A 26,533-nucleotide genomic window follows, 5' to 3' on the forward strand; every position below is an offset into this window, starting at 1 on the left:
ATGACCGGAATTTATGGCGCGTAGGTCGCCACCTCGACGAGGTTGCCGTCCGGGTCGCGGCAATAGACCGAGGTCATCACCCCCAGCGCGCCGGTGCGCTCCACGGGTCCGACCTCGGGCGTGACGCCCACGGCCGCGAAGTGCGCCACCACCTCGGCCGCCGGCTGCGTGGTGACGAAGCACAGGTCGTCGCTGCCCGGCGCGGGGTTGGCGCCGGTGAACCACGCCACGGTGTCGGTGCCCATGGGGCGCAGGTTGATCTTCTGGCGGCCGAACTTCAGCGCCACGCGCGTGCCGGTGCGCGAGTCGAATGCCTCGCGCTCCATGCCCAGCACGCGCACGTACCAGGCGGCACTGGCTTCCACGTCCGCGACGTTGAGGACGATGTGGTCGAAACGGTCGATCTTCAGGCTCATGGCGGTCGGGTGTTGCGAAGTGGGAAGGTCGCCATTGTGCGCCGGCTGGTGCGGCGCAACATAAACGCAGGGCATGGGCTGGCACCAAAAATGCATTGGCGCCAGGGCACGGCCTGCGCCCACACTGGGCCGCGATGGACAGACCACCCGCCGCCATGACGACCACGCACGTATTGCACCGCCACCTGCACCACACCCCGCCGCGCGCCGTGGCGGGGCACGGCATGACCTTGCGCGACGCCTCGGGCAAGGAATACCTCGACGCCTCGGGCGGCGCGGCCGTGTCGTGCCTGGGCCATGGGCACCCCGACGTACTAGCCGCCATGCATGCGCAGATCGACCGGCTGGCCTATGCGCACACGAGCTTCTTCACCACCGAAGTGGCCGAGGAGCTCGCCGACCAGCTCGTGCGCACCGCGCCCGAGGGCATGAGCCACGCGTATTTCGTGAGCGGCGGCTCCGAGGCCGTGGAGGCGGCGCTGAAGATGGCGCGCCAGTATTTCGTGGAGATCGGCCAGCCACAGCGGCGCCACTTCATCGCGCGGCGCCAGAGCTACCACGGCAACACGCTGGGCGCGCTGGCCGTGGGCGGCAACGCCTGGCGGCGCGCGCAGTTCGCACCGCTGCTGATCGACGTGGAGCACGTCGCGCCCTGCTACCCCTACCGCGAGCAGCGCGCGGAGGAAACGCCCGAGCAGTACGGCCAGCGCCTCGCGCAGGAGCTGGAGGACACCATCCTGCGCCTGGGTGCGGACAGCGTGATGGCCTTCGTGGCCGAGACCGTGGGCGGCGCCACCGCAGGCGTGCTCGTGCCCGTGCCCGGCTACCTGCAGGCCGTGCGCCGCGTGTGCGACACGCACGGCGTGTTGCTGATCCTGGACGAGGTGATGTGCGGCATGGGCCGCACGGGCACGCTGCACGCCTGCGAGCAGGACGGCGTGGTGCCCGACCTGATGACCGTCGCCAAGGGACTGGGCGGCGGCTACCAGCCCATCGGCGCGGTGCTGGCGCAGGGGCGCATCGTGCAGGCCATGACGGCGGGCAGCGGCTTCTTCCAGCACGGCCATACCTACCTGGGCCATGCCGTGGCTTGCGCCGCCGCGCTGGCCGTGCAGCGCGTGATCGAGCGCGACGGGCTGCTGGCGCGCGTGCGCGAAGCGGGCCAGCGCCTGCAGGGCCTGCTGCACGGCGCGTTCGATGCGCACCCGCACGTGGGCGACATCCGCGGGCGGGGCCTGTTCTGGGGCGTGGAACTGGTGCAGGACCGCGCCAGCAAGGCACCCTTCGACCCGTCGCGCCGCCTGCATGCGCGCGTGAAGGCCGAGGCGTTCGCGCGCGGCTTGCTGGTTTACCCGATGGGTGGCACGGTGGACGGCCGCTATGGTGACCACGTGCTGCTGGCGCCGCCCTTCATCGCGAGCGATGCCGACCTGGCCACCATCGCCCAGCGCCTGCAGGCCGCCCTGGACGCCGCGCTGCACTGAGATGCACCGTTCATTCACCCCCATCCCCAAGGAGAAGCGCATGACCGTGACATTCACCCTGAAGACCGCCGCCCGGGCCCTGGCCCCCGTGGCCCTGCTGTGCGCCACGCTGGGCGGCACGCCCGCCATGGCACAGCAGAAGTTCGTCACCATCGGCACCGGCGGGGTGACGGGCGTGTACTACGCCGCCGGCGGCGCCATCTGCCGCCTGGTGAACAAGGACCGCGCCAAGCACGGCATCCGCTGCTCGGTGGAATCCACGGGCGGCTCGGTGTTCAACGTGAACACCATCAAGGCCGGCGAGCTGGACCTGGGCTTCACCCAGTCCGACGTGCAGTACAACGCCGTGAAGGGCGTGGGCCAGTTCAAGGACGCGGGCGCCGTGGGCGACCTGCGCGCCGTGTTCGCCGTGCACCCCGAGCCGTTCACCGTGGTGGCGCGCAAGGAGGCCAACATCGGCAAGTTCGAGGATTTCAAGGGCAAGCGCTTCAACGTGGGCAACCCCGGCTCGGGCACGCGCGCATCGATGGAGGAGCTGCTGGCCGCCATGGGCTGGAAGCTGTCGGACTTCTCGCTGGCCTCCGAGCTGAAGGCCGACGAGCACGGCCCGGCGCTGTGCGACGGCAAGGTGGACGGCTTCTTCTACGGCGTGGGCCACCCCTCGGCCAACATCCAGGACCCCACCACCTCGTGCGGCGCCAAGCTGGTGCCGCTGGCAGGCCCGGTGGTGGACAAGCTGGTGGCCGACAAGCCCTACTACGCCAAGGTCACCATCCCCGCGGGGCTCTACCCCAACAACCCGCAGGCCACGCCCACCTATGGCGTGCTGGCCACCGTGGTGGCCTCGGCCAAGACGCCGGCCGACACCGTCTATGCCGTCACCAAGGCGGTGTTCGAGAACTTCGAGGAGTTCAAGAAACTGCATCCGGCACTGGCGAACCTGTCGCCGCAGAGCATGGTCAAGGACGGCCTGAGCGCACCGTTGCACGAGGGCGCCGCGCGCTACTACAAGGAAAAGGGCTGGATCCAGTAAGCGGCCGCCGCCAGTCCCCGCCGCAGGGGCGAAGCGCCAGGTGCTTCGCCCCTTTTTTGTACCGACTGGAACCGCAGCATGGCCACCGACATCGACAAGGCCCCCGAGGCCCTTCAGCAACTCGTCGCCGACGCCGACACCGGCGGGCGCAAGCCCGTGGGGCTGCCCAAGCACATCATCTTCGCGGTGGCGCTCGCCTGGGCGCTGTTCCAGTACTGGTACGCGTCGCCGCTGCCGTTCACGCTGGGCTGGGGCATCCTGAACGACACCGAGGCGCGCTCCATCCACCTGGCGTTCGCCCTGTTCCTGGCCTTCGCCGCCTGGCCGGCCACCCAGCGCTCGCGGCGCCAGACGGTGCCCTGGACGGACTGGCTGCTGGCCGCCGCCGGCGCCTTCGCGGGCGCCTACATCATGCTGTTCTACGCCGAGCTGGCCACGCGGCCCGGCACGCCCTCGACCATGGACATCGTGGTCTCCACCGCCGGCCTGGTGCTGCTGCTGGAGGCCACGCGCCGCGCCGTGGGCTGGCCCATGGCGGCACTGGCGCTGGCCTTCATCGCCTACTGCATGCTCGGGCCCTGGCTGCCCGAGGTGATCGCGCACAAGGGCGCATCGCTCAACCGGCTGCTCTCGCACATGTGGCTCACCACCGAGGGCGTGTACGGCATCGCGCTGGGCGTGTCGGCCGGCACCATCTTCGTCTACGTGCTGTTCGGCGCGCTGCTCGACCGCGGCGGCGGCGGCAACTACATGATGCAGGTGAGCTTTGCGGCGCTGGGCCACCTGCGCGGCGGTCCGGCCAAGGTGGCGGTGGTGTCGTCGGCGCTCAACGGCACGATCTCGGGCTCCTCGGTGGCCAACGTGGTCTCGGGCGGAATCTTCACCATCCCGCTCATGAAGAAGGCCGGCTACGGCGGGGTGAAGGCCGGCGCCATCGAGACCATGTCGTCGGTGGACGGGCAGATCATGCCCCCGGTGATGGGCGCGGCCGCCTTCCTGATGGTGGAGTACGTGGGCATCCCGTATTCCGACATCGTCAAGCACGCCTTCCTGCCGGCCATCCTGTCGTACCTGGGGCTGTTCTACATCGTGCACCTGGAGGCGCTCAAGCTCGGCATGCAGCCCATCGTGCAGCGCACGCCGCGCCCGCTGCGCGACCGCGCGCTGCGCAACCTGATCGGCCTGTCGGGCTCGGTGGCGCTGGTGTGCGCGCTCTACTACCTGTTCGCCGCCATGCAGGCCTGGCTGGGCGCAGCCGCCCCTGGGCCGTGGGCGCGACGGTGCTGGCGCTGTACCTGGCGGCCGTGCGCCAGGCGGCGGCCTGCCCCGACCTGCCGCAGGACATCGACATCGAGCACCCGCGCGCCATGGACACCTGGCCCACCGTGCGCGCAGGCATGCACTTCATCATGCCCATCGGCATCCTGGTGTGGTGCCTGATGGTGGAGGAGATGTCGCCCGCGCTGGCCGCGTTCTGGGCCGTCACCTCGCTCGTGGTGCTCATGCTCACGCAGCACCCGCTGATCGCGTTCTTCCGCAAGGCCTCGCCCGCGGGCGCGTGGCGCGAGGGTTTCGCCTCGGTGGTGGAGGGCTTCCACAACGGGGCGCGCAACATGATCGGCATCGGCATCGCCACGGCCACCGCAGGCATCGTGGTGGGCGGCATCACGCTCACGGGCCTGGGCCTGCGCATGACGGAGTTCGTGGAGTTCGTGAGCCAGGGCAGCGTGATCCTGATGCTGCTGTTCGTGGCCCTCTCGTGCCTGGTGATCGGCCTGGGCGTGCCCACCACGGCCAACTACGTGCTGGTGGCCACGCTGATGGCGCCCGTGGTGGTGGAGCTGGGCGCGCAGTCGGGCATGGTGATCCCGCTCATCGCGGTGCACATGTTCGTCTTCTACTACGGCATCATGGCCGACATCACCCCGCCCGTGGGGCTGGCCACGTTCGCGGCCTCGGCCATCTCGGGCGAAGACTCGCTCGCCACGGGCATCCAGGGCTCCATCTACGCGCTGCGCACGCTGATCCTGCCCTTCATCTGGATCTTCAACCCCCAGCTGCTGCTCATCAACGTCGACGACGCGGGCGAGATGGTGCGGGTGATCGCCGCGAGCATCGGCGCCATGCTGCTGTTCGCGGCCGTGACCATGAACTGGTTCCGCATCCGGTGCCGCTGGTGGGAGACGCTGGCACTGCTCGCGGCCGTGGTGCTGCTGTTCCGCCCCGACATGTTCATGGACCGCATCGCGCCCGAATACCGCAATGCCCCCGCCGCCAGCGTGTTCGACGTGGCGCGCGACACGGCCCCCGGAGGCCGCCTGGTGCTGCGCATCCAGGGCACCACGCTGGAGGGCGAGGAACGCTCCAAGACCGTGGCCGTGCAGCTCGGAGAGGCCGTCGCCGACGGCCGCAAGCGCCTGGCCGACGCGGGCCTGCAGCTCGTGCCGCTGGGTGACGCGCTGCAGATCGGCGCGGTCAAGTTCGGCTCGCGCGCGGCCAAGGCCGGCTTCGAGCAGGGCTGGGACGTGCGCGACGTGCAGGTGCGCAGCGGCCGGCCCACGCCGCACTGGTTCTACCTGCCCGCGATCGCGCTGGTGCTGCTGGTGTGGTTCAGCCAGGGGCGGCGCATGCGCCATGCGGCTTTGCATTCCATTGCATAACTAGGCGGGAAGCCGAAGACAGTGCTGTGGCACGGCGAGGCGACCAACGACGTTAGGCGATTGAAGGCGAAGCCGTATCAGAGCCGGTGCGTGCGGTCGCCCTGTGCAAAGCCCATCGGTCCCCAGGGCGCACCCGGCGCCACAGCCAGCACCTTGAACAGCTCGCCCATCTCGTGCTCCATCATCAATTTGGCCGCTTGCGCACGCTGGGCCTGCGCAAGCAGCTCCAATTGTGATAGCAGTCCACAGTTGATGAGGAAGTGCGCCTGCGTGGTGTAGCCCAGGACTTGAAGCCCCGCCTCCTGCGCGGCCAGGGCCATGGCGGTGAAGTTCACGTGGGCGGTGATGTCCTTCAGGCCCACGTCGGCCAGCGGGGCGGAATCCACCTGATGCGCCCGGTGGCACACCAGCGTGCCCATGTGGCGCTGGGGGTGGTAGTACTCGTCCTCGCCAAAGCCGTAGTCGATGAGGAACGCCGCACCCCGCGCCAGCCGCTGGGCCAGCATGCGCATGAAGCCCTCGCCCTGCGGGTGGATCTCGGTCAGGTAGTCGTGCGGACCACCGATCTCCACGGGCGGGCGCAATGCGGTGGCCCGGTCTTCCCAGGCGAAGCCATCCCCAGCCCACACCACGCCGCGCTCGTGCCACGTGCCCGCGCGGCGGTGCAGCAGCTGCACGGGCATGGCGTCCAGCACCTCGTTGCCCACCACCACGCCTTCCAGCGCCTCCGGCAGCTGGTCGGCCCAGGCCACGCGGTCGCCGAACGGCGCGAGCCGCGCCTGCTGGCGCGCACGCAAGCTGCCCGACAGGTCCACGATGGTGTAGCGCCGCACGCGCTCGCCCAAGCTGCCCAGCAGTTGCGCGGCCAGCGCGCCGCTGCCGGCGCCGAATTCCCAGACATCGTGCGTGCCCGTCGCGTCCAGCGCCTCGCGCACCTGGGCCGCGAGCACCCGGCCGAAGACGGGCGACAGCTCGGGCGCGGTCACGAAATCGCTGCCGCTGCCGGGCATGGCGCCGAACTTGGGGCTTTCGTTGGCGTAGTAGCCCAGGCCGGGAGCATAGAGGGCAGCCTGCATGAAGCGGTCGAAACCGATCCAGCCGCCGGCCGCGCGGATGTCCTGCACGATGTGCGCCCGCAGGGCGCTCGTTAAACTTGAGGGTTCGTTCGTCACGCGCCCGATTGTCTCCCCAATGCCCTCTCCCTCCCGCCCCCGCACCGTGCTGGTGACCGGCGCCGCAAAGCGCCTGGGCCGCAGCATGGCCCTGGCGCTGGCGGCGGATGGCTGGCAGGTGGCGGTGCACTACCGCGCGTCAGAGCAGGAAGCTATTGAAACAGTAGCTGCTTGCGCACAACTGGCGGGCGATAGCGCCCATTTTGATGCGGATTTCCAGGACGAGGCCGCCGTGGGCGCCCTGCTGCCGCGCGTGGCGCAGCGCTTCGGCCGCGTGGATGCCGTGGTCAACAGCGCCTCGCTGTTCGAGCACGACACGGCGGCCAGTTTCAGCTACGCGCTGCTCGAGCGGCACCTGCGCAGCAACGCGGGCGCGCCCGTGCTGCTGGCGCAGGCGCTGCATGCGCACATCGCCGAACGCGGCGAGGCCGATGCGCAAGGCGCAGTGGTCAACCTGCTGGACCAGAAGCTCTGGAACCAGAACCCCGACTTCCTGAGCTACACGCTCTCGAAGGCGGCGCTGGAGGCCGCAGGCACCATGCTGGCCCTGGCGCTCTCCCCGCGCGTGCGCGTGGTGGGCGTGGCGCCCGGCCTCACGCTCACCAGCCACATGCTCACGCCCGAGCGCTTCGCCGCGCTGCACGCGATGAGCCCGCTGGGCCGATCGTCCACGGCCGAGGACGTGGCCGCCGCCGTGAAGTTCGCGCTGGACAACCGCTCCATCACCGGCACCACGCTGCTGGTGGACGGCGGCCAGCACCTCATGCGCTTCGAGCGCGATTTCTCCCTGATGTAAATGTCCGCAGGCACCCAGATCCTCACGCTCACCGGTTTGCGCTTCGACGCCAACCTGGGCATCCTGGCGCACGAGAAGACCGCGCCCCAGCCCATCCAGGTGGACGCCGAGCTGAACCTGGGCCCCCAACCCCTGGCGCCGCGCGACGACGACATCCGGCACGTGCTGGACTACCGCAAGGTGCGCCAGATCATCATCGACGAGTGCACGGCCGAGCACGTCAACCTGCTGGAGAGCCTGATCGGCAAGCTGGCCCACCGGCTGATGCAGCTGCCCGGCGTGCTGGGCGTGCGCGTGAAAATCGCCAAATTGGAAATATTCGACGACTGCGAAGTGGCCATTCGCGTCGAGACAGGACAGTGGTGAACCCCATGAATGCAATGCAAGAGCCCTCAAGCTGGATCGGCGAAGAGCCGGCAGCCGACAACCGCAAGATCGAGCGCGAGCAGATCAAGCTCGAAAAGCGCCTGTGCCGCGAGGTGGGCCGCGCCGTGCTCGACTTCAACATGATCGAGGAGGGCGACAAGATCATGGTCTGCATGTCCGGCGGCAAGGACAGCTACACGCTGCTGGACATCCTGCGCAAACTGCAAAAGCGCGCGCCGGTGAAGTTCGACCTCGTCGCCGTGAACCTCGACCAGAAGCAGCCGGGATTTCCCGACCATGTGCTGCCCGACTATTTCAAGAGCATCGGCGTGGACTACCACATCGAGACGCAGGACACCTACAGCGTCGTCAAGCGCGTGGTGCCCGAGGGCAAGACCACCTGCGGCCTGTGCTCGCGCCTGCGCCGCGCCATCCTCTACAAGGTGGCCGACGAGCTGGGCTGCACCAAGCTGGCGCTGGGCCACCACCGCGACGACATTGTGCAGACGCTGATGCTCAACATGTTCTACGGCGGCCGCATGAAGGGCATGCCGCCCAAGCTGGTCAGCGACGACGGCAAACACGTAGTGATCCGCCCCCTGTGCTACGTGCCCGAGAAGGACACGGCGCGCTGGGCGCAGTACCAGAATTTTCCCATCATCCCCTGCAACCTCTGCGGCAGCCAGGACGGCCTGCAGCGCGTGGCCGTGGGCGAGATGCTGCGCGAGTGGGACAAGAAATTCCCCGGCCGCATCGAGAGCATGTTCCGCGCCATGGGCAACATCGTCACCACGCACATGATGGACCCGCAGCTGCACGACTTCCGCAACGCCAAGGCCACCGGCATCGCCGACCCCGACGGCGACATGGCCTTCGACCACGAGGAACTCCCCACAGCGCCCACACTCCCAGGTATGCAGGTCGTGCAATTGGGCTGACCTGCCCCACCTTCCAGGAGACCGCCATGGCCATTTTGCGCCGCGCCCTCGTCCTGCCGCTGTGCATGGCGGCCGCACTGCTCGCGGGCTGCGCCGGGCCCCGGCTGGTGGAGAGCGACGTCAACAGTTTCTCCACCCTCTCCGCGCTGCCCAGCCCACCCACCTACCGCATCGAGCGCCTGCCCTCGCAGGAAGCCCATTCGGCGGCCTACATCCCCATCGAGGCCCAGGCAGAGCAGGCTCTGGCGCGCGTAGGCCTGCAGCGCGACGACGCCCGACCTCGCCTGATCGCCCAGATCGGCGCCGAGGGCGGCTACGCCTCGCCGCGCTACTGGCCCTATTACTCCGACCCGTTCTATGGCCGCTTCGGCTGGGGGCTGGGCTACGGCGGGCGCTGGGGGTGGGGCATGGGAATGGGCTGGATGATGGACACTCCCCCGACGCTGTACCACCGCGGGGTCAGCCTGGTGCTGCGCGACGCGGCCACCCAGCAGGTGGTGTACGAAACCTCCGCCGTCTATGAAGACGTGTGGACGGACGACCCGGCCATCTACGGCGTGCTCTTCAACCAGGCCCTCAGCGGCTTCCCGCAGCCGCCGCGGGGCCGGCGCACCATCCGCACGGAAGTGCTGCCGCAGTCCGCCGCACGCCCTGCCCCGCAACCGGCCACGCCGGCCACCGTGGCACCCGCCCCGGCTCGCTAGCCGGTTTGCAAACGTCCACATTCGTACGCGCCACCCCGTGCTAACGTGCCCCTCTCGCGCAGCCGCCGTGCGCTTCTGGCTCGGCCCGCGCGCACCATTGGAAGGAACTGCCATGAAGACAATCGCCATCTCCGGCCTGCTGTGGGCCAGCCTGTGCGGACTGGGCGCCAGCGCACACGCCGCCGGCCTGGGAGACGCCCTGCGCGGCCAGGCCTCGGGCACGTCGGCGCTCGGCGGCATGCTGGGCGGCGGCGCGGATATGTCCGCCCTGTCCGCCATGGGCCTGACCGGCTCGGGCACGGCCAGCAACGCGGCCGGCGTGATCACCTACTGCATGAAGAACAACTACCTGAACGCCAACAAGGCGGCGCAGGTCAAGGACCAGTTGCTGGGCAAGATGGGCCTGGGCCAGAAGGAAGAGCCCAAGGACGAGGGCTACCTGAGCGGCCTGTCTGGCATGGTCACAGGCTCGGGCGGCAAGACCTTCAACCTCGACAAGGTCAAGGGCGACCTGAAGGAAAAGGCCTGCGACTTCGTGCTCGACAACGCCAAGTCGCTGCTCTGACCCTCGGCACAGGCACGAGCCGGCTCGGCAATGCGCCAAGCCGGCTTTTTTCATGGGTCAACGGAAGGCATGATGCCCCAGGGGAGTGAGTGACAATCCAGGCACGCCACTGTCCTTCCCGCCTATCTGCACCACCCATGCAAGCCACCCGCCTCATCGCCATCCGCCATGGCGAAACCGCCTGGAACGTGGACACCCGCATCCAGGGCCACCTCGACATTCCGCTCAACGACACCGGCCTGTGGCAGGCCCGGCAAGTCGGCCAGGCGCTGGCCCATGAGCCCGTCTCAGCCATCTACAGCAGCGACCTGCTGCGCGCCTGGGCCACCGCCGAGGCCGTGGCCCAGGCCACCGGCGCGCCCCTCACGCCCGAGCGCGGCCTGCGCGAGCGCTGCTTCGGCGACTTCCAGGGCCGCACGTTCCAGCAGATCGAGGACGAATCGCCCGAGCAAGCCCTGCGCTGGCGCAAGCGCGACCCCGACTTCGTGCCCGACGGCGGGGGCGAGTCCCTGTCCATGCTGCGCGAGCGCATCGAGCGCACGGTGCACGCCATCGCCGCCCGCCACCCGGGCCAGCAGATCGTGCTGGTCGCGCATGGCGGCGTGATGGACGTGCTCTACCGCCTGGCCACCCGCCTGCACCTGCAGGCCCCGCGCACCTGGCAGCTCACCAACGCGGCCATCAACCGCCTGCTGTGGACCGACAGCAGCGGCCTCACCCTCGTCGGCTGGGCCGATACGCAGCATCTGGATAATGCCAGCCGCGATGAAATCCATTCCTGAACACCTGCGCGCCACCATCGGGCAGCGCGTAGACCTGATCGACACGCCCGCCCTGGTCTTGGATCTGGACGCCATGGAACGCAACATCCAGCGCATGGCCGATTTCGCGCGCAAGCACCAGGTCCGCTGGCGCCCCCACGCCAAGATGCACAAGAGCGCCGAGATCGCCCTGCTGCTGGAGAAGGCCGGCGCGCACGGCCATTGCGTGCAGAAGGTGGCCGAGGCCGAGGCGCTGGCCGCCGCAGGCGTGGACGACCTCTACATCAGCAACGAAGTGCTGGCCGCCGGCAAGCTGCTGCGTGCCGCGCGGCTGGCCGCGCAACTGGCGGCGCGCGGCGGGCGGCTGGCCATCGCGGTGGACAGCGAGGAAGGCGTGGCCCGCCTGGCCGAAGCCATGCGCGTGGCCGGCAGCGACGCCGGGATCGACGTGTTCGTGGAAATCGACGTGGGCCAGGGCCGCTGCGGCGTGCCGCCCGGCCCCGAGGCCGTCACCTTGGCCCTGGCCGTGGCAGCGCAGCCGCGCCTGCACTTCGCCGGGCTGCAGGCCTACCACGGCCGCGCCCAGCACCTGCGCACCGCCACGGAGCGGCGCGACGCCATCGCCCGCGTCGTGCAAGCCGCCGCCGACACGCGCGCTCTGATCGAAGCCGCCGGCCTGCCCGTGCCGCTGATCACCGGCTCCGGCACGGGCACCCTGGTGCACGAAGCGGCCAGCGGCATCTATGGCGAGCTGCAGGCCGGCTCCTTCCTCTACATGGATGCGGACTACGCCGCCAACGAGCGCGAACCCGCCCAGCCGGCCTTCGAGCACGCGCTGTTCGTCAAGACCCAGGTGATCTCCGCCCGCGCTACCCACGCCGTCTGCGACGCAGGCCACAAGAGCCATGCCGTCGACTCCGGCCTGCCTACCGTCCACGGCCTGCCGCCCGAGCGCGCTCTACGCTACGCCAGTTGCAGCGACGAGCACGGCGTGCTGACCGCCGAAGGCTCCAAGGCCCGCCTGCCCGCCCTGGGGCGCATGCTCTGGCTGGTGCCCGGCCATTGCGACCCCACGGTGAACCTGCACGATTACCTGATCGGCGTGCGCGGCGGCTTGGCGCATGGGGTGGTGGACCGCATCATCCGCGTGGACGCGCGCGGGGCATTGACTTGAACATGTAAGCGGCGAGCAAGTCCAGTGGGCACACTGTGCCCCCATGGAAGACATACATGCCAGCGATCTCAAGGCCATCCTGCATTCCAAGCGGGCCAATGTCTACTATCTGGAGCACTGCCGCGTTCTTGTCAACGGCGGCCGGGTCGAATATGTGACCGATGCGGGCAAGAAAAGCCTGTACTGGAACATCCCGATCGCCAACACCTCCAGCATCCTGTTGGGCACGGGCACCTCCATCACCCAGGCGGCCATGCGTGAGCTGGCCAAGGCCGGCGTGCTGGTGGGCTTTTGCGGCGGGGGCGGCACGCCGCTGTTCAGCGCCAATGAAGTCGATATCGAAGTGGCCTGGATATCGCCGCAAAGCGAGTACCGCCCCACGGAATATTTGCAAGCCTGGGTGCAGTTCTGGTTTGACGACGAACTGCGCCTGCACGCTGCCCAACAGCTACAGACCCGACGGCTGCAACGCCTGCTGGCCGCGTGGAACACCCGCGCTCTGCGCGAAGCCGGCTTCGCCGTCGATCTGGCCCGCCTGCAAGCGCTGGTCCAGCAGTTCACGCCCCGCATCGCCAACGCCCCGGACGTGACGGCGCTGCTGACCGACGAGGCGCAGCTCACCAAGGCACTGTTCAAGCTGGCTGTCGATGCCGTGGGCTACGGCGAGTTCACCCGCGCCAAGCGCGGCACGGGCACCGATGCAGCGAACCGTTTTCTGGATCATGGCAACTACCTGGCCTATGGTCTGGGCGCCACCGCCACCTGGGTGCTGGGCCTGCCGCACGGCCTGGCGGTGCTGCACGGCAAAACACGGCGCGGCGGGCTGGTGTTCGACGCAGCCGATCTGGTCAAGGACGCGGCCATCCTGCCGCAGGCGTTTCTGTCGGCCATGCGCGGCGACGACGAGCAGCAGTTCCGCCGCCAGTGCATCGAGGCGCTGACGCAAAGTGAATCGCTGGACTTCATGATCGACACGCTCAAGGACATCGCCCTGCAGACCGCCCGGCTGGCGCAAACGCCGCCGCAGTTGCAGGAGGGCGCCGCATGAACGTGCTGTTCGTTGCGCAATGCACCAAGAACGCGCTGATCGAAACGCGCCGCATCCTCGACCAGTTTGCCGAACGCCGGGGCGAGCGCACCTGGCAAACGCCGATCACCCAGGCCGGGCTGGACACCGTGCGCCGCCTGCTGCGCCAGAGCGCCCGCAAGAACACCGCCGTCGCCTGCCACTGGATTCGCGGGCGCGACCACAGCGAGCTGCTGTGGGTGGTGGGCGATGCCCGCCAGTTCAACGACCAGGGCGCCGTGCCCACCAACACCACCGCCCGCAACGTGCTGCGCACCGAGGACGAAAACGCCTGGCACCACCTGCCGCTAATGACGGCCCTGGCCGCGCTGGCCGCCCTGCTGCACGACCTGGGCAAGGCCACGCAAGCCTTTCAGAACCGGCTGCGCAACCCCGGCCTGCGCGAGCGCAACCATTACCGGCACGAGTGGGTGTCGGTGCGGCTGTTCCAGGCCTTTGTGGGCGGTGATGGCGATGCCGGCTGGTTGCAGCAGCTGACCACCTGCGCCGAACCGGGTACGGATGCCAAGGCATTTGAAGCGCTGTGGCTGGATCACGCAGGCGGGCGTCTGCTGCGCGACGGCCTGGACGAGCCCCGCGCCGCGCAGCATCTGCCATTCGCCCGACTGCCGCCACTGGCCCAGGCAGTGGCCTGGCTGGTGTTCACCCACCATCGCCTGCCGTGTCTGCCCGTCAAACAACCGGACGGCAGTTGTGACGAAGACATGGGTGAACCGCGTGCGCAGTGGCGACGCTTTGGCGCCCATCCCCGCTTCATCAATGCCAACGAGCTGGACGGCATCCTGGCCCGCATCAGCGCCGACTGGAACGAACCGCGCGAACCCCGCGATCGTGAGAACCGTGCCATGGTGCAAGCGCACTGGCACTTCCCCCACGGCCTGCCGGTGGCCACGCCCGCATGGCGCAAGCAAGCCGCCCGCTACGCCCGCAAGCTGCTGGAGTTATTGCAAGCCCCCGCGAATGGGCGGGTGTTGCACGACCCCTTCGCCATGCATGTCTCACGCCTGTGCCTGATGCTGGCCGACCACCACTATTCCAGCATCACGGACAAGGCACGTCGCCAGCCCTTTCTCAACGAAAGCTATCCGCTGGGCGCCAACACAATCAAAGACGATAGCTATCAGCGCTTGCCAGATAAGGGCCAGCGACCGATTTTTAATCAAACCCTGGACGAACACCTGCTGGGCGTGCAGGCGCACGCCACACTGGTGGCGCGCTCGCTGCCCAGCCTGGCGCAAAGCCTGCCCGCGCTGAAAAACCACAAGCCGCTCAAAAAGCGCAGCGCCAACGCCCGCTTTGCCTGGCAAGACAAGGCGGCCGACCTGGCTGCCAGCCTGCGCACACCGGCCGCCGCGCAGGGCGCCTTCATCGTCAACATGGCGTCCACCGGCTGCGGCAAGACGCTGGCCAACGCCCGCGTGATAAACGCACTGGCCAACCCGGCCACGGGGATACGCTGCGCGTTTGCCATCGGCCTGCGCACGCTGACGCTGCAAACCGGGCGCAGCTTTCAAAACGACCTGGGGCTGGGCGACGAGCAACTGGCCATCCAGGTCGGCGGCAGTGCCAGCCGTGCGCTGTTCGAGTATTGGGAGCAAAAGGCCGAAGCCACCGGCTCCGCCTCGCGCCAGGATCTGCTGGATGAAGCCGGTGCCGTGCTCTTTGAGGGTAACGACCAGCACCCGCTGCTGCAGCGCCTGACCGACGACGCGCAGGTGCGCCGCTTGATTGCCGCGCCGCTGCTGGTCTGCACCGTGGACCACCTCACCCCCGCCACCGAAAGCCTGCGCGGCGGCCGCCAGATCGCGCCCATGCTGCGCCTCTTGAGCGGCGATCTGGTGCTGGACGAGCCGGACGATTTCGACATGGCCGACCTGCCCCCCTCACGCGGCTGGTGCATTGGGCGGGCCTGCTGGGCAGCCGCGTGCTGCTGTCGTCGGCCACCCTGCCGCCCGCGCTGGTAGAAGGGCTGTTCCTGGCCTACCGCGCCGGGCGGGCCGTGTATCAGCAGCATCGCAGCGAACGGCCCCACGAGGCGGTGAACATCTGCTGCCTGTGGATCGATGAGTTTCACCAGACCGCGCAGGACTGCGCCGATAGTCCCGCCTTCCGCGCAACCCACAAGGAGTACGTGCAAAAGCGCGTTGCCCGGCTGGCGCAGGCCGAAGTGCGTCGGCGGGCCCAAATCGCGACCTTACCCGACACCTGGCACGGCATGAAAGAGGCCGAGCGGCGTCAGGACTTTGCCCGCCTGGTGCTGGAGCAGGCGTGGCAACTGCACCAGCAACCGCAGAATCACAGCACCGACCCCGCCAGCGGCAAACACGTCAGCCTGGGCCTGATCCGCATGGCCAACATCGCGCCGCTGTTCGATGTAGCGCTGGCCATCTACCAGCAGGGGCACCCGCGCCCTGCGTGCGCATCCACCTGTGCGTGTACCACTCGCAATTCCCGCTGCTGCTGCGCTCGGCCATCGAGCAGCAGCTCGACACCCTGCTAAACCGCCGAGGTCAAGACGGCCATGACCCGGCACTGCAGCGCCCGGCCTTGCGTGCGCAGATCGACGCCCACACCGAACCCCACCACCTGTTCATCGTGCTGGGCAGCCCGGTCACCGAGGTGGGCCGCGACCACGACTATGACTGGGCCGTGGTCGAGCCTTCGTCTATGCGCTCGCTCATCCAGCTCGCCGGTCGCGTGCGGCGGCATCGGCCTGGGGCAGTGGATGGGGTGAATATGGTGGTGCTGAACAGCAATTTGCGGCATTTCAAGGACAAGGGCGGCGCGGCGTTTTGCCGGCCGGGGTTCGAGACGGACTACCCGCCCTTTCAGCTCCAATCCCATCACATGCACGATTTGATGGCGCGGGAAATGCGGGGTGCGCAGACGTGGGCCGTCGATGCCCAGCCCCGCGTGGCCCTGGCACCCGGCAGGCTTTTCCCCAGCCGCCATCTGGTGGATTTGGAACACGCTCGCATGCACGATGCCATGCTGCCGCGGCCCAAGGAAGCCAGCCCGACACCCCCATTACGCGCAGCAAGCCTGCACTGGGCCCACCCCGATCACCTGTGGCTAACCGGCCTGCTGCCGCAGTACCAGCGCTTTCGTCATGACCCACTGCCGCGCGAAGACATCGCGCTGCTGCCTGACGAAGATGAAGAAACGCTACGGCTGCACCGCGTGGAGGATGGGACACGCCGTGGCGACAAGCTGTATGTGCCAGTGCATGAAAGCCTGTGCCACGCAATGCCAGAGGCGCGGCTGAAATCACCGAGTGTTTCGCCCTGGCCGCCCGTGAACCTGATGGATGAATTGCTCAGCCTGGCGCAAGCGCAGGGTCTATCGCTGCAGCAATGCGCCCAGCGCTATGCCATCGCCAGCCTGCCCGCCCACCGTGACGGCTGGCTGTTCCATGAAACGCTAGGCTTCTCCGTCAAGAAGTGAGTCCGTCAGGCCGGATGCAGCGCCATGGGGTGCACCGCCATCACCGCCGTCTGCAGTGCCTCGTCCAATTCGGCCACGCGCAGGTCGTAGGCCGTTTGCAGGTTCAACCAGGACTGCGCATCGCCGCCAAAAAAGCGGCTCAGGCGCAAGGCGGTGTCGGCAGTGATGCCACGCCGCTCCAGCACGATGTCGTTGATGCGCGAGGCCGGCACATGCAGTTGCCGGGCCAGGGCGTTGGCACTCATGTCCATGGGCTTGAGGTAGTCCTCGCGCAGCACCTCTCCGGGGTGGACGGGGCGCATGCCGTTTTTGAGCATCTGTATCGCCTTACTTTGAGCTGCCTATGCGGCAGTAGATCGACAGCCAAACTCTCAAGCTGACTTTTCTGAGCTGCTTGTCCAGCAAGGGTTGCGAAGATAGCACGATGCACTTAATATCGCGGCGTTGTTGCTCCTATTTGACTACGTCAAAAATTTCAAGTTGACTGGGAAAATCATGACAACCCAAAAAAACCGTGGTGCAAGTACCAGTCGCACCACGGTTGATTCAGCACCGTGCTCTCGAGGCACCAAGCAGAAAAGTGAGGTCACAGTGGATAGCGTCCGCGCTCTGAAAAGAGCTTTGGCGGCAACTTAGCCGTTTTTCAGATCCCTGGTTGGCTTTGTGCTGACCGGGGAATTTTAGCCTTTAACCCTTTTTGAAAGGCATTCCCATGTCTGAAGCCCCTCTAGTAGGTGGCAAGGCGGGTTATCAAGCAGCCATTGCAGACTTCCTACAAGAGCGATTGCAAACCAAACTCGACAAGCTCAAACCCGACGATCCGCAGCGTAACGACGTGCTCACGTCCTTTGCGCATAACGTGTGGCTGGCCAGTGCCGCCAAGCGCGTGGAGCAAATCCAGGCCGTCACCCACTCCCTCAAACCCATACATCCCGACGCACGGGGCACCAACCTCTATGTGGAGCCCGCCAGCCTGCCGGCACTTGCCGAACTCGGCAGCCACGCACTGGGCGCGCAATTCGCGGGCGACGTGGTGGGCAACGCCGCCGCGCTGGATGTTTACAAATTCCTCAAGCTGGAGGTGAACGGGCGCAGCCTGCTCACCGCCCTGCTGGCGCAGGATGCCGATGCCCTGGCCGCGCTGCACACCGATCCGGCGCAAGCCCAGTCGCTGCGCGACGCCTTTGTGTCGCTGACCCAGCCACGCGCTGAAGGGCCCAGCAGCCATACCCTGGCCAAACAGCTGTATTGGTTGACAGGTGACGAAGCTTGCGCGGATGCGGACTACGCCCTGCTGGCACCGCTGTACGCCACGTCTCTGGCCCATGCGGTGCATGCACAGGTGCAGGAAGATCGCTTTGGCGAGGCCAACAAGACTGCCCGCGTGGCAAAGAAAGAACGCAAGGCACACGACGGCGTGTTTCACGACTACCCTGGCCTGGCCGTACAGAACATGGGCGGCACCAAGCCGCAGAACATCAGCCAGCTCAACAGCGAGCGCAGGGGCATGAACTACCTGCTCTCATCGCTTCCGCCGCAGTGGCAGACCAGCGCCATGCGGTTGCCCGTGCAGGCTGGCTCGGTATTTGACCGCCTGTTCATTGCCCGCCCCGAGGTGCGCCGCACCGTGCGGGCGCTGCGGCAGTTTCTGGAGTCCGACCCTGAGCCCAACCTGGCCACGCGGCAGCACCGCGAAGCTCTGCTGGACACGCTGCTGGACGAACTGGTGTCGCTGGCTGCCGAGTTGCAGCAGCAGTTGCCGCCAGGGTGGAGTCTGGACGACGATCGGTTTGCAAACCTGCATCGCAGCGAACAGCTCTGGCTCGACCCTTTGCGTGCCGAACTACCCGACCAGGCTGCCTTTGCCCAGGAGTGGTTGCAAATGGATTGGACCACCGACATCGGCAAGCGCTTTGCCAACTGGCTGAACGCGCAACTGCGCGACAAGCTGCCACTGGGCGACGCCGAAGCACGTGAATGGGCGAAAGTGTTGCTGGCTGATGAAGACGGCTTTCAGCAGCAATTGCGCTCGCTGCGCGATCGGCTGGACGGCGTAACCACTGAGGTGGCGCCATGACGCAACACGAAGCCATCCTCGTGCTACCCCGCCTGCGCATCCAGAACGCCAATGCCATTGCCAGCCCGCTCACGCATGGATTCCCCTCCGTCACCGCCTTTACCGGCCTGATGTGGGCCCTGGAACGCAAACTGACCCAAGCAGGTGTCCCGCTGCGGCTGCAGGCCGTGGGTGTGGTGTGCCACCACCACCAGGAGCAGGTCACGCAAGGCTATGTGCGCAGCTTCAACCTGACGCGCAACCCGGTGGACAAGGACGGCAGCACTGCCGCCATCGTCGAAGAAGGCCGTATGCACTTGGAGATCACCCTGGTGCTGGCCGTGTCGGAAAAACGCCTCGCTGGCGCACCGCCTGCCCTGGTGCAGGGCAACGATGACCAACTGGCCGACTGGGCGCGGACCGCGGGCGAGACGCTGGCCGGCATGCGCGTGGCCGGCGGCAGCGTGCTGCCCTCGCGCCCCGTGCCGGGCAAGCGAGTGCGGCCGTGGATGGCCTTGGTGCCTGACGACGCTGAGGCCGCTGCCACAGAGTTTCGCCAATGGCGCAGGCAATGGCTGCCCGGCTTTGCGCTGGTGGGTCGCGACGACCTGCTGGCCGAGCGTCTGCAGCACCTGCGCGAAACCCAGTCCGAAGCCACGCTGCTCGATGCCTGGCTAGATGCCGCCCGGTTCAACCACCAGCCCCTGCCCAGCGCAGATGGTTCCCCCACGCCCGACGGCAAAGTCGCGTGGGGTGATCCGCTGCGCCCCAAGGGCAGCGGCTGGGTCGTGCCCATTCCTGTGGGTTACGCCGCGCTAACCCCGCAGGCGCATCCCGCAGGCACGGTGCGCAACGCCCGGGATGCCACTGTGCCGCTGCGCTTCGTGGAGTCGGTCTATTCGCTGGGCAAATGGGTCAGCCCGCACCGGCTGACCAGCCTGACGGAACTGCTGTGGCGGGCTGAGACTGACGATGCCCAAGGTCTGTATCGCTGCCGCAATGGCTACCGGCCCAGCCCACGGTCAGACAGTCACAGCGACACATCCGAAGAAGAGGACGACGCCGATGCCTATGACTACACCTGAGCTGGCGCCTCCCCCGTAACTCTTTCACGCACCCGATTTTTCAAGGATTGACACCATGACCGACAAACTCACCACCGCTTCCGTCCTGGCCTTCGAGCGCAAGCTCGATCCCTCTGACGCCGTCTTCCACGCGGGCCGCTGGGAAGACCGCGCCCAGTCGCACGCCTGGCAGCCCGTGACCATTCGGCCCAAGTCCGTGCGCGGCACCATCAGCAACCGGCTCAAGGCCAAGGACCAGGACCCAGCCAAGCTCGACGCCGCCATCGAGAACCCCAACCTGCAAACCGTGGATGTGGCCGCCCTGCCGCCGCAGGCCGATACGCTCAAGGCGCAGTTCACGCTGCGCGTACTCGGCGGCGCTGGCACACCATCAGCCTGCAATAGCGCGGCCTACCAGGCCAAGCTGCTGGCCACCGTGCAGGGCTATGAGCAGCAGCACGGCTTTGCCGAACTGGCGCGGCGCTACGCCGCCAACCTGGCCAATGGCCGCTTCCTCTGGCGCAACCGCGTGGGTGCCGAAAGCGTGGAAGTCACCGTGGAGCAGATGCAAGATGGCAAAGCTGCCAATTCATGGTCTTTTGATGCTCTAGCGCTTAATACACGGGCGGTAGCAGCTATCAATAATGAAACAAAAGGACTGAATGAACTCGGCCAGGTCATTGCTTCCGGGCTGGCGGGTACGGCACATGTGCTGCTGCGGGTCACGGCCTTTGTGCGCCAGGGTGCCGGGCAGGAAGTGTTCCCATCGCAAGAGCTGATCCTGGACAAGGGTAGCGCGGGCAAGAGCAAGACGCTGTACGACGTGGGAGGCGTGGCCGCGATCCACTCGCAAAAAATCGGCAACGCCATCCGCACCATCGACACCTGGTACGAAGGCGCCGACGAACTGGGCCCGATTGCTATCGAGCCCTATGGCTCCGTCACCACCCAGGGCAAGGCCTACCGCCAGCCCAAGCAGAAGCTGGACTTCTACACCTTGCTGGACAACTGGCTGCTCAAGGACCAAGTACCACCCGTCGAGCAGCAGCATTTCGTCATGGCCGTGCTCATTCGCGGCGGCGTATTCGGCGACGCGAGCTGACCACCATGACCACGCACTACATCGACATCACCCTGCTGCCCGACCCGGAGTTCAGCCACGCACACTTGCTGGGTGCGTTGGTAGCCAAACTGCATCGGGTACTGGTGCAGGGACAGAACACCGACATTGGCGTAAGCTACCCGCAGCACACCAGCCAGCCCCTGGCCCGCCGCACCCTGGGGGTTGTGCTGCGCCTGCACGGCACTCCCGAGGCGCTGCAACGCTTGATGGCGCAGGACTGGCTCAAAGGCATGCGCGACCACACCCAGGTGGCTGCGCTGCGTCCGGTGCCCGCCGATGCACAGCACCGCACCGTGCGCCGCCGCCAGTTCAAGACCAACGCCGACCGCCTGCGCCGCCGCCGCATGCAGCGCAAGGGGGAGACCGCCGAACAGGCCGCAGCCGCCATTCCCAGCAGTGTGGAGCGCCGCCCTGACCTGCCATTTGTGCAACTGCGCAGCAGCAGCACCGGACAGCCGTTTTGCCTGTGTGTGGAGCATGGGCCGCTGTTGACCCAACCCATCCCCGGGACCTTCAACGCCTACGGTTTGGCTCATGAGGCAACGGTGCCGTGGTTTTGACCCTTTTTCTGAGCACCGGACAAAGCCTTGTAAATCAAGCATTTGCAGAGCGTCTGGAAATTAGGTTGTTCGGGAACGCAGGTGAATTTGTTCTTGAACAATCAATGCGTTACGTGCTGGATGGTCTAGTTCACTGCCGCATAGGCAGCTCAGAAAGAGCGCATAACGGATAGTGCTTCTTCCAACACGTTCACTGCCGCATAGGCAGCTCAGAAATACGACCTCGGCTACAACGATGCCCGCAATGCTGTTCACTGCCGCATAGGCAGCTCAGAAAGTGGAGTGCTCGCCGTGGCCCGTGTCTGGCAGTGTTCACTGCCGCATAGGCAGCTCAGAAAGTCCCCTTCCCATAGCGGCCGTTGATGGCATCGTTCACTGCCGCATAGGCAGCTCAGAAATGCGGTACGGATACCGGTGCGCATCCTGCGGCTGTTCACTGCTGCATAGGCAGCTCAGAAAATTCCGTGGCCACGCCCTCGCGCAGGGCCCTGGTTCACTGCCGCATAGGCAGCTCAGAAAAGCTTGTTGAGCGCTTCAGCGAGCACCACCAGGTTCACTGCCGCATAGGCAGCTCAGAAAGTAGGCCGGCGCCACGATGTCGGCCGCCCTGCCGTTCACTGCCGCATAGGCAGCTCAGAAACGAGACTGTGCTGCAGCACGAGCTGGTCCTGGGTTCACTGCCGCATAGGCAGCTCAGAAAGTCAGCACCCATGACGCGGCGATTGCTGTGGCGTTCACTGCCGCATAGGCAGCTCAGAAAACGATAGAAAACTGCCGGTTCCGGCTGTTTCCGTTCACTGCCGCATAGGCAGCTCAGAAAATCGCGCTGGGGCGCTGCGCGCGCGGGTCGGAGTTCACTGCCGCATAGGCAGCTCAGAAATCGCCCGTGGCGACATGGCGCCGGTAGTCATAGTTCACTGCCGCATAGGCAGCTCAGAAAGTGGAGAAGCACGTCTGCCCGCTGCAGTTCGAGTTCACTGCCGCATAGGCAGCTCAGAAAATTGGCCGCCGCTGCTGTAGTACTTGACCGCGGTTCACTGCCGCATAGGCAGCTCAGAAAACCACGATGTGCCCGTTGACGGGCTTGATCGCGTTCACTGCCGCATAGGCAGCTCAGAAAGACCCCATCGCCCCCCGCCGAAGAACCCTACGGTTCACTGCCGCATAGGCAGCTCAGAAACCGAAGTCCGCCGCCGGCGACGGAAAGCCCGCGTTCACTGCCGCATAGGCAGCTCAGAAAAAGCGGCCCGATGTCAGTCCCGCCATCCCCCTGTTCACTGCCGCATAGGCAGCTCAGAAATGGACCCGGCCACTGTGCGGCGGCGCTGGAGCGTTCACTGCCGCATAGGCAGCTCAGAAATCACACCCTCGCCAGCAGCGCAAGTCTGCCCCGTTCACTGCCGCATAGGCAGCTCAGAAACATGTTTCTTCCCTCACGTAGCGGACGATGCGGTTCACTGCCGCATAGGCAGCTCAGAAATGTGCTCCCTGCGCCATCCGCAGCGCCGTCGCGTTCACTGCCGCATAGGCAGCTCAGAAATGCACTACTTCGTGGGCGCGATGGACTGGTGGGTTCACTGCCGCATAGGCAGCTCAGAAATTTGGGTTCGCCGCCCACCGCTCGTAGAACTCGTTCACTGCCGCATAGGCAGCTCAGAAAACGCTGCGCGGCACCGACCGCGCCGCCTGGACGTTCACTGCCGCATAGGCAGCTCAGAAACGCAGCAGCACACGCCCTGGTGGAAGCAAGACGTTCACTGCCGCATAGGCAGCTCAGAAAAGCACGGCCAGAATCTCCGTGCGCCAATTGGTGTTCACTGCCGCATAGGCAGCTCAGAAAGTCGTCGTTTTCCTTGCGGTAGCTGTAGCTCTGTTCACTGCCGCATAGGCAGCTCAGAAAAAGGCGGATTGGGTGATCGGCGTTGCCGCGCCGTTCACTGCCGCATAGGCAGCTCAGAAATCAGTCAGCAGCTTTACGAAGTCGCCCAAATAGTTCACTGCCGCATAGGCAGCTCAGAAACAGCGTCTGGGCCATGGTGCTGAGCACACCGCGTTCACTGCCGCATAGGCAGCTCAGAAAATGTCGGCGCCGGCCAGGCTGGAGGCGAACAGGTTCACTGCCGCATAGGCAGCTCAGAAAGACGCCCTCCGGTAGAGGGCTCTCCGAGGAGAAGTTCACTGCCGCATAGGCAGCTCAGAAACACGAGGCTCTCGTCGTAAGCCTCCAGCGCAAGTTCACTGCCGCATAGGCAGCTCAGAAATCGCACGAAGCGCTTGATGCACGCCGTGACCAGTTCACTGCCGCATAGGCAGCTCAGAAAATAACGAAGCCGCGCGCGTCGCTGCGCAGCTTGTTCACTGCCGCATAGGCAGCTCAGAAAAGTCCCGCAACCGCTGCGGCTTCACCTGGCGGGTTCACTGCCGCATAGGCAGCTCAGAAAAGCACGTCCTGCAGCAGCGCCAGCTCGGCCTGGTTCACTGCCGCATAGGCAGCTCAGAAACAGGCGTTTCCACACCTTGCGCGCGCCGGGGCGTTCACTGCCGCATAGGCAGCTCAGAAAACCACGGGCGAGCAGGCGCGCGAGGTCTTCGAGTTCACTGCCGCATAGGCAGCTCAGAAAGTTGCGGGTGGGCCTGGAGGGGTGCGCAGTGCGTTCACTGCCGCATAGGCAGCTCAGAAACTGACCCGGTGTGGCCAGGCAGCGGGCCGATGACGTTCACTGCCGCATAGGCAGCTCAGAAATGGTCCAGGGCGGCCTTGCGCCCGTCGAACTGCGTTCACTGCCGCATAGGCAGCTCAGAAAACGCCAACTGCCCCGCCTGCATCGCAGCAGGGGTTCACTGCCGCATAGGCAGCTCAGAAAAAGAGCGTGGCCGCCGTGGGCCAGGCCGCCAAGTTCACTGCCGCATAGGCAGCTCAGAAAAGCTCGTCCAGCAGCCGCTCCTTCTTCCAGTCGTTCACTGCCGCATAGGCAGCTCAGAAAATTGCCGAGCACTTTGACGTGGACATTGGAGAGTTCACTGCCGCATAGGCAGCTCAGAGATCATCCGAATTCCCCTGGAAGAAATCGAGTTGGTTCACTGCCGCACGGCAGCCCAGAAAACGTGGAGACGGCAATGCCGAGTTGCCCACCTCCTCTCCAAGAAAATAACTCATCACAATCGCGCGCATGTCCGGCAGCCAGCTCATCGTCCTCGTCACCCCTGCCTTCCTGCTTCTCATGGCACTGGAGTGGGCCGTCGGCCGCTGGCGCGGAGTGCGCCCCTTCCGGCTTGCCGACGCGGTGAGCAGCATCAGCCTGGGCATGCTGAGCCAAACCAGTGCCGTGTTCACCGTGCTGCTGCGCGTGGGCCTGTACACGCTGGCCTGGGAGCATCTGGCGCTGTGGCGCAACGACGGGTTCTGGAGGGCCTGGTACGGCTGGCTGCTGGCGCTGCTGCTGTACGACTTCTGCTACTACTGGCTGCACCGCATGGGGCACGAGGTGGCGGTGCTCTGGGCCGCGCATGCGGTGCACCACCAGAGCCAGGACTACAACCTCTCGACCGCACTGCGCCAGACCAGTTCGGGCGCGCTGCTGGGCTGGCTGTTCTACCTGCCCATGGCGCTGGCGGGCGTGCCGCCGCTGGTGTTCGTGGTGGTAGGCCTGGTAGACCTGCTCTACCAGTTCTGGGTGCATACCGAGCAGGTGGGGCGGCTGGGCTGGTTCGACCGCTGGTTCTGCAGCCCCAGCAACCACCGCGTGCACCATGCCGTGAACGACGCCTACCTCGACAAGAACTACGGCGGCATCCTGATCGTGTGGGACCGGATCTTCGGCACCTTCAAGGACGAGGACCCGCGCGAGAAGTGCGTGTACGGCACGCGCGGCCTGCTCAACAGCTGGGACCCTCTGTGGGCCAATGCGCAGGTGTATGCGGGGCTGGCGCACGACTGCTGGCATGCGCGCGGCGTGGCGGACAAGCTGCGCGTGTGGCTGAAAGCCCCGGGCTGGCGGCCGGCGGACGTGGAGCGGCGTTTTCCCAAGCCGGCGTTCGACATCAACGCCATGCCCGTGTTCGACCCCGCGGTGCCACCCGCGCTGCGCTGGTTCGCCGGGCTGCAGTTCGTGCTGCTGCTGGCAGGCGTGGCGGCCTTCCTGTGGCAAGCCGAAGCTGCGCCGCTGGCCGCCAACGCCATCTGGTTCGCCGTGCTGCTGGCCTGCCAATGGGCACTGGGCGCGGCCATGCAGGGGCGCATCGGTCCGTGGGAGGCGCTGATGGTCGAGGCCGGCGCGCTGGCCACGGCCACCAGTGCGCTGCAGTTGGAGGAATGGCACCTGCTGTTGAAGCCCATGGCCATGGTGTTCGCTATGGTTTGCGTAGCTGCCAGCGCTCGTCAGCAAAGCGCCAGAGGCCTTTTTGACCTGAAATCGCCTTACCCGCTGCTGCTGGGCGCACTGCTGGCTTCGCTGGCCGGCGACGTGTGCCTGATGCTGCCCGGCCTGTTCATTGCCGGCCTGGCGAGCTTCCTGCTGGCGCACCTGTGCTACATCGCGCTGCTGCGCCGGGGCGTGCCATGGATGGCGCACCGCCCTGCACTGGCCGCCACACTGGCGCTGGGGGCATGCGCATACGCCTTCCTGTGGCTGGGCGGGTTGCCCTCCGCGCTGCGGTTGCCCGTGGCGGCCTATGTGGCGGTGATCGCGCTCATGGCGGCGCAAGCCTGGGGGCGCTGGGCGGTGCTGCGCGACGGCCCTGCGCTGCACGTGGCGCTGGGCGCCTGCTGCTTCATGCTGAGCGATACGGTGCTGGCCACCAGCCGCTTCGTGCACCCGCTGCCGCACGCGCAGTTCTGGGTGCTGGCCGCGTACTACGCGGCGCAGGCGCTCATCGTCGGCGGCGTGCTGCGGGGAGCCCGCCGCCTTGACCCGGCGGGCCTGCGCGGGGGATAATGCGCGCTTCGCAAATTTCGGAGTCCCCACGTGGACAGTGCCAGTTCAACCAGTGATGCAAGGCGCGCCGCAATGGCTTCGCCGCTGGCCGACTGACCGACTCCCGCAACGGGAGCCCCAGCCGGCCACCCGAACCCGTTGCAGTTTTCAGCTTCTCCACCTTCCGCCCTGGTAATGGGCTTGGTGGCATTCCTGC

At 66.7% G+C, this 26,533-nt stretch carries 21 protein-coding genes, 1 pseudogene and 1 CRISPR repeat array; of the genes and pseudogenes, 19 read left to right on the forward strand and 3 right to left on the reverse strand.

Going from position 1 to position 26,533, the window contains the following annotated elements; all coding sequences use genetic code 11:
- Positions 1 to 11: 11 nt before the first annotated feature.
- The gene (locus AAG689_RS18665; RefSeq protein WP_406623251.1) at positions 12 to 416 is read right to left on the reverse strand and encodes a VOC family protein; all 405 of its coding nucleotides are present in this window, start codon (positions 414 to 416) and stop codon (positions 12 to 14) included.
- A gap of 155 nt (positions 417 to 571) precedes the next feature.
- On the opposite strand from AAG689_RS18665, the gene AAG689_RS18670 reads away from it, so the two are divergent.
- The 3 genes and pseudogenes from AAG689_RS18670 (at position 572) to AAG689_RS18680 (ending at position 5,593) form a co-directional block, all read left to right on the forward strand.
- The gene (locus AAG689_RS18670) at positions 572 to 1,900 is read left to right on the forward strand and encodes an aspartate aminotransferase family protein (RefSeq protein WP_406623252.1); all 1,329 of its coding nucleotides are present in this window, start codon (positions 572 to 574) and stop codon (positions 1,898 to 1,900) included.
- Positions 1,901 to 1,940: 40 nt separating this feature from the next.
- On the forward strand, positions 1,941 to 2,933 hold the full coding sequence (locus AAG689_RS18675) for a TAXI family TRAP transporter solute-binding subunit (protein ID WP_406623253.1): 993 nt from the start codon (positions 1,941 to 1,943) through the stop codon (positions 2,931 to 2,933).
- Positions 2,934 to 3,011: 78 nt separating this feature from the next.
- Positions 3,012 to 5,593: pseudogene (locus tag AAG689_RS18680) on the forward strand (TRAP transporter permease).
- 77 nt (positions 5,594 to 5,670) lie between these two features.
- Here the strand turns inward: AAG689_RS18680 and AAG689_RS18685 are convergent.
- The gene (locus tag AAG689_RS18685) at positions 5,671 to 6,717 is read right to left on the reverse strand and encodes a class I SAM-dependent methyltransferase (RefSeq protein WP_406626375.1); all 1,047 of its coding nucleotides are present in this window, start codon (positions 6,715 to 6,717) and stop codon (positions 5,671 to 5,673) included.
- Positions 6,718 to 6,784: 67 nt separating this feature from the next.
- Between AAG689_RS18685 and AAG689_RS18690 the strand changes: the two genes are divergently transcribed.
- From AAG689_RS18690 to AAG689_RS18740, 11 genes are all read left to right on the forward strand, one after another.
- The gene (locus tag AAG689_RS18690; protein WP_406623254.1) at positions 6,785 to 7,561 is read left to right on the forward strand and encodes an SDR family oxidoreductase; all 777 of its coding nucleotides are present in this window, start codon (positions 6,785 to 6,787) and stop codon (positions 7,559 to 7,561) included.
- Positions 7,562 to 7,927: a dihydroneopterin aldolase gene (locus AAG689_RS18695; protein WP_020228709.1), complete on the forward strand. Its 366-nt coding sequence runs from the start codon at positions 7,562 to 7,564 to the stop codon at positions 7,925 to 7,927. It begins immediately after the preceding gene.
- 5 nt (positions 7,928 to 7,932) lie between these two features.
- Complete coding sequence (ttcA, locus tag AAG689_RS18700; protein ID WP_406623255.1) at positions 7,933 to 8,865, forward strand: tRNA 2-thiocytidine(32) synthetase TtcA; 933 nt, start codon at positions 7,933 to 7,935, stop codon at positions 8,863 to 8,865.
- 26 nt (positions 8,866 to 8,891) lie between these two features.
- Positions 8,892 to 9,569 carry a DUF4136 domain-containing protein gene (locus AAG689_RS18705; RefSeq protein WP_406623256.1) on the forward strand — a complete coding sequence of 226 codons (678 nt, stop codon included), beginning with the start codon at positions 8,892 to 8,894 and terminating at the stop codon, positions 9,567 to 9,569.
- Between the two features lie 112 nt (positions 9,570 to 9,681).
- Positions 9,682 to 10,134 carry a DUF2501 domain-containing protein gene (locus AAG689_RS18710; RefSeq protein ID WP_406623257.1) on the forward strand — a complete coding sequence of 151 codons (453 nt, stop codon included), beginning with the start codon at positions 9,682 to 9,684 and terminating at the stop codon, positions 10,132 to 10,134.
- Positions 10,135 to 10,271: 137 nt separating this feature from the next.
- Positions 10,272 to 10,916, forward strand: coding sequence for a histidine phosphatase family protein (locus AAG689_RS18715; protein WP_406623258.1), 645 nt, complete (start codon positions 10,272 to 10,274; stop codon positions 10,914 to 10,916).
- A complete protein-coding gene (locus AAG689_RS18720; RefSeq protein WP_406623259.1) occupies positions 10,900 to 12,069 on the forward strand; it encodes a DSD1 family PLP-dependent enzyme in 1,170 nt (389 codons plus the stop codon). Before AAG689_RS18715 ends, AAG689_RS18720 begins: the two co-directional genes overlap by 17 nt.
- 43 nt (positions 12,070 to 12,112) lie before the next feature.
- Positions 12,113 to 13,117, forward strand: coding sequence for a type I-F CRISPR-associated endonuclease Cas1f (gene cas1f, locus AAG689_RS18725; protein ID WP_406623260.1), 1,005 nt, complete (start codon positions 12,113 to 12,115; stop codon positions 13,115 to 13,117).
- The gene (gene cas3f / locus AAG689_RS18730) at positions 13,114 to 15,120 is read left to right on the forward strand and encodes a type I-F CRISPR-associated helicase Cas3f (RefSeq protein ID WP_406623261.1); all 2,007 of its coding nucleotides are present in this window, start codon (positions 13,114 to 13,116) and stop codon (positions 15,118 to 15,120) included. Before cas1f ends, cas3f begins: the two co-directional genes overlap by 4 nt.
- Complete coding sequence (locus AAG689_RS18735) at positions 15,081 to 15,656, forward strand: hypothetical protein (RefSeq protein ID WP_406623262.1); 576 nt, start codon at positions 15,081 to 15,083, stop codon at positions 15,654 to 15,656. The genes cas3f and AAG689_RS18735 overlap by 40 nt, the downstream gene beginning before the upstream one ends.
- The gene (locus AAG689_RS18740; RefSeq protein WP_406623263.1) at positions 15,572 to 16,600 is read left to right on the forward strand and encodes a hypothetical protein; all 1,029 of its coding nucleotides are present in this window, start codon (positions 15,572 to 15,574) and stop codon (positions 16,598 to 16,600) included. Before AAG689_RS18735 ends, AAG689_RS18740 begins: the two co-directional genes overlap by 85 nt.
- Positions 16,601 to 16,605: 5 nt before the next feature.
- Here AAG689_RS18740 and AAG689_RS18745 read toward each other — a convergent pair whose 3' ends face one another.
- Positions 16,606 to 16,917, reverse strand: coding sequence for a HigA family addiction module antitoxin (locus AAG689_RS18745; RefSeq protein ID WP_406623264.1), 312 nt, complete (start codon positions 16,915 to 16,917; stop codon positions 16,606 to 16,608).
- 395 nt (positions 16,918 to 17,312) lie between these two features.
- Here AAG689_RS18745 and csy1 point away from each other — a divergent pair, with 395 nt between their 5' ends.
- From csy1 to AAG689_RS18770, 5 genes are all read left to right on the forward strand, one after another.
- Entirely contained in the window at positions 17,313 to 18,677 is a 1,365-nt protein-coding gene (gene csy1, locus AAG689_RS18750) for a type I-F CRISPR-associated protein Csy1 (protein WP_406623265.1), read from the forward strand.
- Positions 18,674 to 19,741: a type I-F CRISPR-associated protein Csy2 gene (gene csy2, locus AAG689_RS18755; protein ID WP_406623266.1), complete on the forward strand. Its 1,068-nt coding sequence runs from the start codon at positions 18,674 to 18,676 to the stop codon at positions 19,739 to 19,741. Before csy1 ends, csy2 begins: the two co-directional genes overlap by 4 nt.
- A gap of 55 nt (positions 19,742 to 19,796) precedes the next feature.
- Complete coding sequence (csy3, locus tag AAG689_RS18760; protein ID WP_406623267.1) at positions 19,797 to 20,822, forward strand: type I-F CRISPR-associated protein Csy3; 1,026 nt, start codon at positions 19,797 to 19,799, stop codon at positions 20,820 to 20,822.
- Positions 20,823 to 20,827: 5 nt separating this feature from the next.
- On the forward strand, positions 20,828 to 21,403 hold the full coding sequence (cas6f, locus tag AAG689_RS18765) for a type I-F CRISPR-associated endoribonuclease Cas6/Csy4 (protein ID WP_406623268.1): 576 nt from the start codon (positions 20,828 to 20,830) through the stop codon (positions 21,401 to 21,403).
- 128 nt (positions 21,404 to 21,531) lie between these two features.
- Positions 21,532 to 24,447: direct repeats of the CRISPR family, unit length 28 nt; unit sequence GTTCACTGCCGCATAGGCAGCTCAGAAA.
- 126 nt (positions 24,448 to 24,573) lie between these two features.
- Entirely contained in the window at positions 24,574 to 26,337 is a 1,764-nt protein-coding gene (locus AAG689_RS18770; RefSeq protein ID WP_406623269.1) for a lysoplasmalogenase family protein, read from the forward strand.
- The last annotated feature ends 196 nt before the right edge of the window (positions 26,338 to 26,533 follow it).

The organism is Acidovorax sp. SDU_ACID1 (assembly GCF_045291395.1).
In the GTDB taxonomy this organism is placed as follows: Bacteria; Pseudomonadota; Gammaproteobacteria; order Burkholderiales; family Burkholderiaceae_C; genus MR-S7.